This is a genomic window from Pseudomonas antarctica, from assembly GCF_001647715.1.
Lineage (GTDB): Bacteria > Pseudomonadota > Gammaproteobacteria > Pseudomonadales > Pseudomonadaceae > Aquipseudomonas > Aquipseudomonas antarctica_A.
The window spans coordinates 5,654,329-5,666,626 of record NZ_CP015600.1; the positions used below are offsets into that span (position 1 = coordinate 5,654,329).

Annotated in this window: 12 protein-coding genes; 2 read left to right on the forward strand and 10 right to left on the reverse strand. The window is 61.5% G+C overall.

Features of this window, described 5'->3' with window-relative positions; genetic code table 11:
• Positions 1–57: 57 nt before the first annotated feature.
• The 9 genes from A7J50_RS25665 to A7J50_RS25705 form a co-directional block, all read right to left on the reverse strand.
• Positions 58–1,215 carry a D-alanyl-D-alanine carboxypeptidase family protein gene (locus A7J50_RS25665; RefSeq protein WP_064454280.1) on the reverse strand — a complete coding sequence of 386 codons (1,158 nt, stop codon included), beginning with the start codon at positions 1,213–1,215 and terminating at the stop codon, positions 58–60.
• Between the two features lie 178 nt (positions 1,216–1,393).
• Positions 1,394–2,395 carry a septal ring lytic transglycosylase RlpA family protein gene (locus tag A7J50_RS25670; RefSeq protein ID WP_064454281.1) on the reverse strand — a complete coding sequence of 334 codons (1,002 nt, stop codon included), beginning with the start codon at positions 2,393–2,395 and terminating at the stop codon, positions 1,394–1,396.
• On the reverse strand, positions 2,395–3,405 hold the full coding sequence (gene mltB, locus A7J50_RS25675; RefSeq protein WP_064454282.1) for a lytic murein transglycosylase B: 1,011 nt from the start codon (positions 3,403–3,405) through the stop codon (positions 2,395–2,397). Before mltB ends, A7J50_RS25670 begins: the two co-directional genes overlap by 1 nt.
• A gap of 17 nt (positions 3,406–3,422) precedes the next feature.
• The gene (rodA, locus tag A7J50_RS25680; RefSeq protein WP_057703348.1) at positions 3,423–4,526 is read right to left on the reverse strand and encodes a rod shape-determining protein RodA; all 1,104 of its coding nucleotides are present in this window, start codon (positions 4,524–4,526) and stop codon (positions 3,423–3,425) included.
• Positions 4,527–4,557: 31 nt separating this feature from the next.
• Positions 4,558–6,456 carry a penicillin-binding protein 2 gene (gene mrdA / locus A7J50_RS25685; RefSeq protein WP_064454283.1) on the reverse strand — a complete coding sequence of 633 codons (1,899 nt, stop codon included), beginning with the start codon at positions 6,454–6,456 and terminating at the stop codon, positions 4,558–4,560.
• 15 nt (positions 6,457–6,471) lie between these two features.
• Complete coding sequence (gene rlmH, locus A7J50_RS25690; protein ID WP_064454284.1) at positions 6,472–6,939, reverse strand: 23S rRNA (pseudouridine(1915)-N(3))-methyltransferase RlmH; 468 nt, start codon at positions 6,937–6,939, stop codon at positions 6,472–6,474.
• 9 nt (positions 6,940–6,948) lie between these two features.
• Positions 6,949–7,443, reverse strand: a complete 495-nt coding sequence (gene rsfS / locus A7J50_RS25695; RefSeq protein ID WP_003215432.1) for a ribosome silencing factor — start codon at positions 7,441–7,443, stop codon at positions 6,949–6,951.
• A 69-nt stretch (positions 7,444–7,512) separates the two neighbouring features.
• Positions 7,513–8,157 (reverse strand): nicotinate-nucleotide adenylyltransferase, encoded by a 645-nt coding sequence (gene nadD / locus A7J50_RS25700; RefSeq protein WP_048724668.1) that lies wholly within the window; start codon positions 8,155–8,157, stop codon positions 7,513–7,515.
• Positions 8,157–9,422, reverse strand: coding sequence for a glutamate-5-semialdehyde dehydrogenase (locus A7J50_RS25705; RefSeq protein WP_064454285.1), 1,266 nt, complete (start codon positions 9,420–9,422; stop codon positions 8,157–8,159). Before A7J50_RS25705 ends, nadD begins: the two co-directional genes overlap by 1 nt.
• Before the next feature lie 175 nt (positions 9,423–9,597).
• Between A7J50_RS25705 and A7J50_RS25710 the strand changes: the two genes are divergently transcribed.
• Positions 9,598–10,281 carry a DNA-3-methyladenine glycosylase gene (locus A7J50_RS25710; protein ID WP_064454286.1) on the forward strand — a complete coding sequence of 228 codons (684 nt, stop codon included), beginning with the start codon at positions 9,598–9,600 and terminating at the stop codon, positions 10,279–10,281.
• 113 nt (positions 10,282–10,394) lie between these two features.
• Positions 10,395–11,711 (forward strand): bifunctional DedA family/phosphatase PAP2 family protein, encoded by a 1,317-nt coding sequence (locus tag A7J50_RS25715; RefSeq protein ID WP_064454287.1) that lies wholly within the window; start codon positions 10,395–10,397, stop codon positions 11,709–11,711.
• Here the strand turns inward: A7J50_RS25715 and A7J50_RS25720 are convergent.
• Complete coding sequence (locus A7J50_RS25720; protein ID WP_064454288.1) at positions 11,705–12,298, reverse strand: LON peptidase substrate-binding domain-containing protein; 594 nt, start codon at positions 12,296–12,298, stop codon at positions 11,705–11,707. The two genes, A7J50_RS25715 and A7J50_RS25720, sit on opposite strands and share 7 nt — an antisense overlap.

Consider the following 12,298-nt stretch of genomic DNA (forward strand, 5'->3'; position numbering starts at 1 on the left):
TGGCGACGGGCAAAGCCCCGTGTCGGATCAACACGGGGCTTTGCAGGTGCACACTTATCAGTTGAACAAGCTGTAGAAGAATAGACGGATGCTATCCCACACGCGGCGGAAGATACCACCTTCGTCGACGGCGTCCAGCGCGATCAGGTCGGCGCTGTGCACCACCTTGTCGTCCAGTTTCACTTCGACTTTACCGATAACGTCACCCTTGGCGATTGGCGCTACCAATTGCGGGTTCATGGTCATGCTGGCAGCGAGCTTTTTCAGCTGGCCTTTAGGCATGGTCAGGGTCAGGTCTTCAGCCAGGCCGGCTTTGACTTGATGGGTTGCGCCTTTCCATACCGGCGCCTGCGCCAGTTCAGTGCCCTTCTGGTAGAAGGTCTGGGTTTCGAAGAAGCGGAAGCCGTAGGTCAGCAGTTTTTGCGTTTCGGCCGCACGGGCCTGCTCGCTGTTGGTACCGAATACGACGGCGATCAGGCGCTGGCCATCACGTACGGCGGACGACACCATGCAGTAGCCGGCTTCGTCGGTGTGGCCGGTTTTCAGGCCGTCGACGGTCTTGTCGCGCCACAGCAGCAGGTTGCGGTTAGGCTGCTTGATGTTGTTCCAGAAGAATTCCTTCTGGGAGTAGATCGCGTAGTGCACCGGGTCAACACGAATAATCGCGCGAGCCAGCAGCGCCATGTCGTGAGCCGACGAATAGTGTTCCGGGTTCGGCAGACCAGTCGGGTTCATGAAGTGGCTGTTGGTCATGCCCAGGTCGCCAGCGGTTTTGTTCATCATGTCGGCGAACGCATCTTCGCTGCCGGCGATGTGCTCGGACAGGGCCACGCTGGCGTCGTTACCGGACTGGATGATGATGCCGTGCAGCAGGTCGCTCACGGTGACTTGCGAACCCACCTTGATGAACATCCGCGAACCGCCGGTGCGCCAGGCATTTTCGCTGACGGTGACCGGGTCGTTTTCGCCGATCTGCCCGCGACGGATTTCCAGGGTCGCGATGTAAGCCGTCATCAGCTTGGTCAGGCTGGCCGGTGGCAGGCGCTGGTCACCGTTGTTCTCGACCAGCACGTTGCCGCTGGCGGCATCCATGAGAACCCAGGCCTTGGCGGCCAGTTGCGGGGAAGCCGGCACCATTTCAACCGCCCAGGCGGCCGGAGTGATGATCAGCGAAAGAAGCAGGCACGTGCGTTTGGCTAAGGTGGTGATGTTCATCCGTCTCTCGAAATTGCTTATGGAAACTTGCCCTCGCGGGCAAAACTATTCAGACAGCCCGCTGCCAGACTGTCACGTGTTCGGTTGCCCGCTCACCCCTTGCCCCTGGGTTTTTATTGTTCAACGAGCCAACAACCAGGGCCCAGGCCCGCGTACGCGCCTGAGCCATCAATCTTTGTTATTCGGCGGTGACCACGCTGGGTTGCCCCAGATTGGCCAGACGCACGCTGTTCTGAACCTGCGCCACTTCGCTTGGCGACCCGATCGGCCCCATGCGCACACGGTGCAAGGTCTGCTGGTTACGCACGATGGAGCTGATGAAAACCGGCGCGTTGACCATGCCGCTGAGCTTGGACCTTAACAGTTCTGCCGCATCCGGGTTGGCGAAAGCACCCACTTGCAGGTACTGACCGCCCACGGTAGAAGCCCCCGGAGCCGCGCGAGGCACGACAACGGTGTCCGGCGCGTGCTGCGCCGGAGGTGGCGTCCACTGTTCGATCTTGCCGGCGGATGCAGTCACTTGCGGTTGCGGGGTTTGCGGCTCGTTGAGCATCAACGGTGCCGGTTTGCCACGCTGGGCCCAATACTGCGCCGGGTCGATGCCTTCTACTTTCACCCGCGCAGTGCCGATTTCGGCATAACCGAGTTTCTTGGCCGCGGCGTAGGACAAGTCGATGATCCGGTCCGAATAGAACGGGCCACGGTCGTTGACCCGCAGGATCACCGAGCGGTTGTTGTCCAGGTTGGTGACGCGTACGTAGCTGGGCAGCGGCAACGTCTTGTGGGCCGCGCTCATGCCGTACAGGTCATAGACTTCGCCGTTGGCGGTGTTCTGGCCATGGAACTTGGTGCCGTACCAGGACGCCGTACCCGACTGGACATAGGTCTTGGAATCCTGCAGCGGAAAGTAGTTTTTGCCCAGCACGGTATAGGGGTTGGCCTTGTACGGCCCGGTGTGCAGGGTTGGCGTGGCATCCGGGATTTTCGAAACGTCGACATCCCACCACGGCGCGCCATCTTTGTGCGCGCGGTTGATGTCCAGCCCAGGCTTGGCACGGACGATAGCGCCGCCCTTTTGCACTGGCGCGCGGCTGGTGGTGGATGAGCAACTGACGACCAGCAAGGACAACGCGGCAAACGCCACCAGCTTGAGCGGTTTATTGAACGGCGGTACCCGCATTACTTGTTGCCCCGTGCTTGGACCAGCATGTCTGACAGCTGATGTACGGCCATGGCGTACATCACACTGCGGTTATAACGCGTGATTGCGTAAAAATTCTTCAGGCCCATCCAGTATTCCGGGCCGTTTTCGCCTTCAAGGCGGAACGCCGTCACCGGCATATCGTCGCGTGGCGCATTCTGACTCGACCAGCCCAGCGCTCGCAACTCCCCAACGGTCTTGACCGGCTCGATTCCCTGGGTCAGGCCCTCATCGGCGCGATCACCGGTGACATCGGCACGGATCACCACGGGCTCGCCAGCCACCCAGCCGTGGCGCTTGAAGTAGCTGGCCACGCTGCCAATGGCGTCGTCGGGGTTGCTCCAGATATTGATGTGGCCGTCGCCGTCGAAATCCACTGCATAAGCGCGAAAGCTGCTCGGCATGAACTGCGGCAAGCCCATCGCGCCGGCGTAGGAGCCTTTGAGGGTCAGCGGGTCGACCTGCTCTTCGCGGGCCAGCAACAGGAATTCGCGCAGCTCCTTGCGGAAGAACTCGGCGCGCGGCGGGTAATCGAAGCCCAGGGTCGACAAGGCGTCGATCACCCGGTAGCTGCCGGTATTGCGCCCGTAAAAGGTTTCAATGCCGATGATCGCGACGATCACCTGAGCCGGCACGCCGTACTCCTGCTCGGCACGGGCCAACACGGCTTCGTGCTGGCGCCAGAAATCCACACCGCGGGCCACACGGGCGTCGGTGAGGAACATCGGGCGATAGTCTTTCCACTGTTTTACGCGCTCGGCGGGACGCGAGATCGCGTCGAGGATCGCCTGCTTGCGCTGGGCTTCACGGAATATGCCCATCAACTGCTCACCGGCGAAACCGTAGTCGCGGGTCATTTCACCGACGAATTCGGCGACCTGGGGTGAGCCATCGTAGTCACCGGCCTGCACCTCTTGCGTCGCGCCCAGCAGCCCAATCAGGCCCATCCAGGACGCGTGCCGAGTCGCCCAGCCGCGCATTACTTGCATTGACATCTTCACCTTATTCAAACCTGCGCGATCCACTTGCGATGCGTATGAATCGACATCAAAACCCCAAACGCTGACAGCAATGTCACCAGCGAAGTTCCGCCGTAGCTAATGAACGGCAACGGCACCCCAACCACCGGCAACAGGCCACTGACCATACCGATGTTGACGAAAACGTAAACAAAAAAAGTCATGGTCAGGCTGCCGGCAAGCAATTTGCCGAACAGCGTCTGCGCTTGCGCGGTAATCACCAACCCGCGACCAATCAACAGCAAATAAATCAGCAACAGCGCGCAAATGCCCACCAGGCCGAACTCTTCGCCCATTACCGCAATGATGAAGTCCGTGTGGCTCTCGGGCAAAAAGTCGAGGTGCGACTGAGTGCCCAGTAACCAGCCCTTACCAAATACACCGCCAGAGCCGATGGCGGCTTTGGACTGGATGATGTTCCAGCCGGTGCCCAACGGGTCGCTCTCCGGGTCGAGGAACGTCAAGATCCGCTGCTTCTGGTAGTCGTGCATAAAGAAGAACCACATGGCCACGGCCACCGGGATCGCCGCAGCCAGCACGCTGAGGATCCAGCGCCAGCGCAAGCCGCCCATAAACAGCACGAACGCACCGCCCGCGAGGATCAGCAGCGAGGTGCCGAGGTCCGGTTGGCGCACGATCAGAATGAATGGCACGCCGATCAATATCAGGCTGATCCCCACGTGCTTGAGCTGTGGCGGCAAGGTGCGCTTGGACAGGTACCAGGCGATGGTCGCCGGCATCAGGATCTTCATGAATTCCGACGGCTGGAAGCGAATCACCCCCGGAATGTTGATCCAGCGCGTCGCCCCCATGGCGTTGTGGCCCATCACGTCCACCACCACCAACAGCAATACGCCGGCGACATAACCGAGTGGCACCCAGCGCGCCATGAAACGTGGCTCCAACTGGGCAATCACCACCATCGACAACAGACCCAGGCCGAACGACGAGGCCTGCTTGATCAACAGGTCCCAGTTCTTGCCGCTGGCCGAATAAAGAACGAACAGGCTGCCGGCTGCAAGGGTCAGCAGCAGGATCAGCAACGGGCCATCAATGTGCATGCGCTGCAGCAACGTCGCACGCCGACGCATCACATCTTCGCTGGAGAGGATGCGGTCAAAATTACTCTTCACGGGCCGTAACCTCGGTGCTTGAAGGGGGGCCGCCATATTCGGGCTTGAGCTTGCCGTCGTCGGCCAACAGCCAGGCGTCCATCACTTGGCGCACCACGGGCGCTGCGACGCCGGAGCCGGACTCGCCGTTTTCAACCATCACCGCCACCACGATTTTCGGGTCGTCGGCCGGAGCGAAGCCGACAAACAAGGCGTGGTCACGGTGGCGCTCTTGAACCTTGGAACGGTCATATTTCTCGCCCTGCTTGATCGCGACCACCTGGGCGGTACCGCTCTTGCCGGCAATGCGATACTGCGCGCCGACCGCGGCCTTGCGCGCGGTACCACGGGCGCCGTGCATCACCTGCTGCATGCCGTGGTTGACCTTGGTCCAGTCGGACGGGTCGCGCAGCACAATGTCGGGAATCGGGTTCTCATCCAAAGGCTTCTCGCCCTCAATGGTCTTGGCCAGGTGCGGGCGGTTCCAGATGCCTTTGTTGGCCACCAGCGCCGTGGCCTGGGCCAGTTGCAGCGGCGTCGCCTGCATGTAGCCCTGGCCGATCCCGAGAATCAGGGTTTCACCCGGGAACCACGCCTGGCGACGGGTCGCGCGCTTCCACTCCCGCGACGGCATCAAGCCGGGGGACTCTTCGAACATGTCCAGGGAGACTTTCTGACCAAGGCCGAACTTGCCCATATAGGCAGATAGCCGGTCGATCCCCAGCTTGTGGGCCAGGTCATAAAAATAGGTGTCGTTGGAGCGCATGATCGCGGTATCCAGGTCGACATAGCCGTCACCGGTGCGGTTCCAGTTACGGTATTTGTGATCGTAGTTGGGCAGCATGTAGTAGCCCGGGTCGAACACACGGCTCGATGCGGTCACGACGCCCGAATCCAGGCCGGCAATCGCCACCGCCGGCTTGATGGTCGAGCCTGGCGGATACAGCCCGCGCAGCACGCGGTTGAACAGCGGCCGGTCAACCGAATCACGCAGCTCGGCGTAGGCCTTGAAGCTGATCCCGGTCACAAACAGGTTAGGGTCGAAACTCGGTTGGCTGACCATCGCCAGCACTTCGCCGGTCTTGGGGTCCAGTGCCACCACGGCGCCACGCCGACCGCCGAGCGCCATCTCGGCCGCTTCCTGCAGCTTGATGTCCAGGCTCAGCACAATGTCCTTGCCCGGCACCGGGTCGGTGCGCTTGAGCACCCGCAGCACGCGGCCTCGGGCGTTGGTCTCGACTTCCTCGTAACCCACCTGGCCATGCAGCTCGGGCTCGTAGAAACGCTCGATGCCGGTTTTGCCGATGTGGTGGGTGCCGCTGTAATTCACCGGATCGAGGCTTTTCAGCTCTTTCTCGTTGATTCGGCCCATGTAGCCGACCGAATGCGCAAAATGCGCCCCTTGCGGGTAGTGCCGCACCAACTGCGCCACGACTTCCACACCGGGCAGGCGGAACTGGTTCACCGCGATCCGCGCGATCTGCTCTTCAGTCAGTTCAAACAGGATCGGCACCGGCTCGAAGGGCCGGCGCCCCTGCTTCATGCGTTTTTCGAAGATCACCCGGTCTTCCGGCGTCAGTTGCAGCACTTCGACGATGACATCGAGGATCTGCTGCCAGTCGCCGGAACGCTCACGGGTCATGCTCAGGCTGAAGCTGGGCCGGTTATCCGCGACCACCACGCCATTGCGGTCGAAAATCAGCCCACGGGTCGGCGGAATAGGCTGCACATGCACCCGATTGTTCTCCGACAGCGTGGAGTGATAGTCGTACTGGATCACCTGCAGGAAATACAGGCGCGCAATCAGCACCGCAATCAGACCCACCACCAAAAACGCGCCGAAAACGACCCGCGAGCGCACCAGACGTGCGTCTTTCTCGTGGTCCTTGATGCGGATCGGCTGGGTCATCGGGAGGGGCGCAGATTATTTGTGGTAAGGGTGCCCGGACAGAACTGTCCAGGCGCGATACAGCTGTTCACCGATCAGAATCCTTACCAACGGGTGCGGCAACGTGAGTGCCGACAGCGACCATCGCTGGTCCGCCCGCGCACACACTTCCGGCGCCAGCCCTTCGGGGCCGCCGACCATGAAGTTGACGGTGCGCGAATCCAGGCGCCAGCGGTCCAGTTCCACCGCCAACTGCTCGGTGCTCCAGGACTTGCCGTGCACTTCAAGGGTGACGATACGCTCGTTGGGGCCGACCTTGGCCAACATGGCTTCGCCTTCCTGACGGATAAAGCGCGCCACGTCGGCATTCTTGCCCCGGGTGTTGAGCGGTATTTCCACCAGCTCCAGCGACAGCTCAGCGGGCAGACGCTTGGCATACTCGTGCCAGCCTTCTTCCACCCACTTGGGCATGCGTGAACCGACAGCGATCAGACGCAGGCGCACAGCCGTTCCTTATTCCTGGTCTTTGTTGAGCTTGTCGAAGTGCGCGTGGCCCACTTCCGGGCTGTGGTGCTTGCCATCTGCCGCACGGCTCTGCTCGGCGCCTTTCCACAGACGCTCCAGGTCGTAGAACTGACGGGCGTTGGAAGTCATCATGTGAACGATCACGTCGTCCATGTCCAGCAGCACCCAGTCGCTGTCGCCCTTGCCTTCTTCACCCAGCGGCTTCACGCCTTGGGCTTTGACGGCTTCGCGAACCTTGTCCAGCATCGCGCCGATCTGGCGGTTGGAGGTACCGGTGGCGATGATCATGAAGTCGGTGATGCTCTGCTTGTCGCGTACGTCCAGAACCTGGATGTCCTGGGCCTTAACATCTTCCAGGGCAGCTACGGCGACTTTTACCAGCTCTTCGCCAGCCAGCTCAGGGCCGGTGTGCGCTTCAACTGGCAGCGGGGCGCTTTTGAAAGTGCCTTTACGCTTAACTTTGCTTACGTCTTTGTTCGTCATATAAAACTCGTTTTGCTCGTATGTTCGGGCGCTCGCTGCACGATTGTTCGTGCGTTCAAGCGCGCCTTTTCAGTTCGACGCACGGTAAAGCCCGTGCGCATCGATGTAGGCCAGGACCGCGTCAGGCACCAGGAAACGTACCGACTTCCCGCTGGCCAGCAGTTGACGGATCTGGGTGGCAGACACCGCAAGCGGGGTCTGCCAGACGAATGCAATATTCCCGTTCGGCCCGGTCAGGGCCAAGGGGTCACTTACCGACCGCGCGGCCAGCAGGTTGCGCAAGGCATCCGGCGGTTCGCTGTCGGCATCCGGGCGTTGCAAAACCAGGATGTGGCAATGCTGGAGGAGTTCCTCCCAGCGATGCCAAGAGGGCAGGCCGCAAAATGCGTCCCAGCCCAAAAGCAGAAACAACTGGTCATCTGCGGCCAGCTCGGCACGCATCAGCTCCAGGGTATCGACAGTGTAGGACGGTTTATCGCGCTTGAGCTCGCGGTCGTCCACCACCAGCGGCGGTATGCCGTCTACGGCAAGGCGCACCATTTCCAGGCGCTGCTGCGCTGACACCTGCGGCGTATCGCGATGCGGCGGCCGGGCATTGGGTGCCAGGCGCAACTCATCCAGCGCGAGGGCATCCGCGACTTCCAGTGCACTGCGCAAATGGCCGATGTGCACGGGGTCGAAAGTACCGCCGAGCAGCCCGATGCGTTTAGCCATCAAGTGCGCACATGACCGTCGCCGAACACCACGTACTTCTCGCTGGTCAGGCCTTCCAGGCCAACCGGGCCGCGTGCGTGGAGCTTATCGGTGGAGATGCCGATCTCCGCCCCCAGGCCATACTCGAAGCCGTCGGCAAAACGCGTCGAGGCGTTGACCATCACCGAAGCGGAATCCACTTCGTTGAGGAAACGCCGGGCATCGCTGAAATGCTCGGAAACAATGGCGTCGGTGTGCTTGGAGCCGTACTTGTTGATGTGTTCGATGGCCTGGTCCAGGTCATCGACGATGCGGATCGACAGGATCGGCGCCGTGTACTCGGTGTACCAGTCTTGTTCAGTCGCCTCGATCACGTCCGCGCCCAGCAGCGCACGGGTACGCTCGCAACCACGCAATTCCACACCCTTGTCCCGGTAGATGGCAGCCAGCGGCGGCAGCACGCGATCGGCAATGCCGACGTGCACCAGCAGGGTTTCCATGGTGTTGCACGGGGCGTAGCGGTGGGTCTTGGCGTTGTCGGCGATGCGGATCGCCTTGTCGATATCGGCGGCGACGTCGATGAACACGTGGCACACGCCGTCCAGGTGCTTGATCACCGGCACTTTGGCATCACGGCTGACGCGCTCAATCAAGCCCTTGCCACCGCGCGGCACGATCACATCGACAAATTCCGGCATGGTGATCAGCGCGCCTACGGCGGCGCGGTCGGTGGTTTCCACCACTTGCACCACTTCGGCAGGCAACTCGGCCACCGCCAGGCCCTGCTGAATGCAGGCGGCAATGGCGCGGTTGGAATTGATCGCCTCGGAACCGCCACGCAGGATGGTCGCGTTGCCCGACTTGAGGCACAGGCTCGCGGCGTCGATGGTCACGTTCGGGCGCGACTCATAAATGATGCCGATGACGCCCAGGGGCACGCGCATCTTGCCGACCTGAATGCCGGACGGCAGGTAGCGCATATCGCGGATTTCACCGATGGGGTCAGGCAGCTTGGCCACCTGACGCAGGCCTTCGATCATGTCGTCGATACGCGCGGGCGTCAGCGCCAGGCGGTCCAGCAGGGCTGGCTCGAGGCCATTGGCGCGGCCGTTGGCCAGGTCCAGTTCGTTGGCGACAGCCAGCTCGGAGCGCGAAGCATCCAGAGCATCGGCGGCGGCCAACAGGGCGCGGTTCTTCTGCGCAGTGCTCGCACGGGCGATCAACCGCGAGGCCTGCCGGGCAGCGCGACCCAGGCGGGTCATGTAGTCAAGAACGGACTCAGTCATGGTCAGGGAGTCTTGGCAAAGAGGAAAGCGGCAGATTATAGCTGTGACGCCGCCCGACTGACAGCGGTGTGGGGCGGATGGTCGAAATGAACTGTAAAAACCTGGGGTTCAGCCGTAATTAAGGCGGGAGTTGTTATTATTCCGTCACATTTAGCCGTATTAACCCCAGACAGCCATGCCCAGTTTTGCTCCGCAGCCCCCCGCCAGCGCCCTGCCCGACAGCTTCTTCGACCGTGACGCGCAAGTTCTTGCGCGAGAACTACTCGGAAAAGTCATACGCCATCGCGTCGGCGATTTGTGGCTTTGCGCGCGAATTATTGAAACCGAAGCCTATTACGTGGCCGAAAAAGGCAGCCATGCGTCGCTTGGCTACACAGAAAAGCGTAAAGCTTTGTTTCTGGATGGCGGCCACATCTACATGTATTACGCCCGTGGTGGTGACTCGCTGAACTTCAGCGCCCAAGGCCCCGGCAATGCCGTGCTGATCAAATCGGCCTATCCCTGGGTCGATGCCGTGTCTGGCCCGGCCAGCTTGGCGCAGATGCTGTTGAACAACCCGGACGCCAGCGGCCACCCTCGCCCATCGCAGAAACTCTGCGCCGGCCAGACCCTGTTGTGCAAAGCCCTGGGCCTGAAAGTGCCGATGTGGGATGCCAAGCGCTTTGACCCCGCGTTGCTTTATGTCGAAGACGTGGGCCAGGCCCCGACGCACATTATCCAGACCACCCGCCTGGGCATTCCCAGCGGCCGTGATGAACACCTGATGTACCGCTTCGTCGATGCTGGCTACGCGCCCTATTGCACTCGGAACCCGCTGCGCCGGGGCCAGGTCGAAGGTCGTGATTATTTTTTGATTTGAATTGAACATTGAGACCGGCCGCGCAGCGGATCGAATGTGGGAGCGGGCTTGCCCGCTCCCACAATTGATCTTCAGCGTCTCAGGTTATGTATTGAATAAAGGGAGTTGATTGTATGGGCCAATGGCTCGATAGCATTACCGGCTGGCTAACCCTGAACCCCGAATGGCTGGCCGTGGCGGTGTTTGTCGTCGCGTGCGTGGAATGCCTGGCCATTGCCGGGCTGATCGTGCCGGGCACGGTATTGCTGTTTGCCATTGCCGCACTGGCGGGCAGCGGTGCGTTATCCCTGAGTGAAACCTTGTTGTTGGGTTTCCTCGGCGGTTTGCTCGGTGACGGGGTTTCCTACTTCCTGGGCCGACACTTTCATCAGAACATTCGGCGGCTTCCGGGTTTGCGCCACCACCCTGAGTGGATGAATGGCGCAGAAACCTACTTCCATAAGTACGGTATCGCCAGCCTACTTGTAGGGCGCTTTATCGGCCCGTTGCGTCCGATGCTGCCGATGGTGGCCGGGATGTGCGACATGCCCTTCCCGCGCTTTGCCGCCGTGAGCATTGTGGCCGCAGCCGGTTGGTCGGTGGCTTATCTGCTGCCGGGCTGGGCGACCGGTGCCGCGTTCCGCCTGCCGCTGCCGGAAGGTTTCTGGCCGGAGGCCGGAATAGTCACTGCCTGCCTGGCGGTGTTGCTGGGGCTGAGTTTGAACAGCAGCCTGCGCGGCCATCGTCGTGCCACGTTGTGGATTGGCTGCGCCAGCCTGACGTTGTTGATCGCGCTGTTTATCGGCTACCCGCACCTTCATAACTTCGATCAGGGCCTTAGCGCACTGGTGCAGGAACACCGCAGCCCATGGCTGGACGAGGTGATGGTGCGGATTACCCAATTGGGTGAGTTCAAGAAGATGTTTGTCGCCAGCGCGGTGTTTACTGGCGTGTTACTGCTGGCACGCCAATGGCGGCACGCCGTGTTTGTCGGCGCCACCTTGGCCGGGGCGGCGGTGATCAACACCGGCACCAAACTGTTTTTTGCCCGTGGTCGACCGGAAATCCTCACAGACCCACTGACGAGTTTCAGCATGCCCAGCGGTCACGCCTCCGGCGCCTTCGCGTTTTTCCTGGCTCTGGCCGTGCTGGCCGGTCGTGGGCAACCCACGCGCTTGCGCCTGACCTGGATGTTGCTGGGCTGTATTCCGGCCGCCTTTATTGCGCTGTCACGGGTTTACCTGGGGGCGCATTGGCCCACGGACATCCTCGCCGGCACGCTGCTGGCAATGACGGTGTGCGCATTCAGTTTGACCGTCATCCAGTATCGAAGCCCGCTGCCGGCCATGCCGCAAAAAACCTGGTGGCTGCTGCTCCCGGTGCTGGTCGCGGTGCTCAGCGTTATCGCCCTCACCGGCACACCTCACGCCCTGTTGCGCTACGCCTACTGAGGGAACAGTTCGCCCTGCAATTCGTCGAGCAACATCTGGATTGCATCCAGGCGTTGCTGCGGATCGTCGAGTTGCAGCAGGTCGATCTTGTCGGCCTCGGTGAACGGCAACAGATAAGCCAGCTGATTGCCCAGGGCTTGCTGGCCATCGGCGTGGGTGCCCATGTCCAGCGAGGCGACCATCGGGTGCTCGGCCAGGGCCTGCAGCAACGCCAGCAGGTCAGCGTCCTCTTCTTCCAGAGGCTGGTCCGGCACTTCTTCGAGCCATTGCACCTCGGCCACCAGCAACTGGTCCTTCTGCACCCCGGCGTCACGCACGCGAAACCGGCGCCCGCCTTCGACGCGAATCCCCAGCAGGCCGTTATCCTGCTGTTTGAAATCGCGAATCAGCGCTTCACAGCCGACCAATGCGTAGCCGTCCGGGGCCACGCCCACTTCCCTGCCGTCGAGGATGCACACCACGCCAAAGCTTTCGCCCTTTTTCATGCAGCGGCTGATCATGTCCAGGTAGCGCGCCTCGAACAGTTGCAAATCGAGGGTGCAGCCAGGGAACAGCACGGTATTGAGCGGGAACAGCGCCAGACTCAT